This is a genomic window from Aeromonas sp. sif2433, assembly GCF_019218705.1.
Classification (GTDB): domain Bacteria; phylum Pseudomonadota; class Gammaproteobacteria; order Enterobacterales; family Aeromonadaceae; genus Aeromonas; species Aeromonas encheleia.
Genome location: NZ_JAHUXD010000055.1, coordinates 1 through 255 on the forward strand (window position 1 = coordinate 1; position 255 = coordinate 255).

At 63.5% G+C, this 255-nt stretch carries 1 protein-coding gene; it reads left to right on the forward strand.

Annotated elements, in window-relative coordinates:
• Positions 1 to 255, forward strand: a 255-nt coding sequence (locus tag KW825_RS20790) for a hypothetical protein (protein WP_218330249.1), incomplete at both ends; no start/stop codon positions are given.

The window sequence follows — 255 nt, forward strand, 5'->3', positions numbered from 1 at the left end:
GGCGGGACGGTGAACTACAGCTACACCCTGAGTGCGACCATCGACAACGACAGCAAGCTGGGTGCGACGCCCACCGGGTTTGATGACAGCATCACCATCGGGGTGAACGGGGTGGGTGGCACCAGTGCCAGTGACCAGCTGATAGTGCGCATCGTTGATGATGTGCCGACGGCCAACAACGATGCGGGCGGCACCACCACCGAGGATGTGGCCGGCAGCCTGAACGGCAACGTGCTGGGCAACGACACCGTGGGT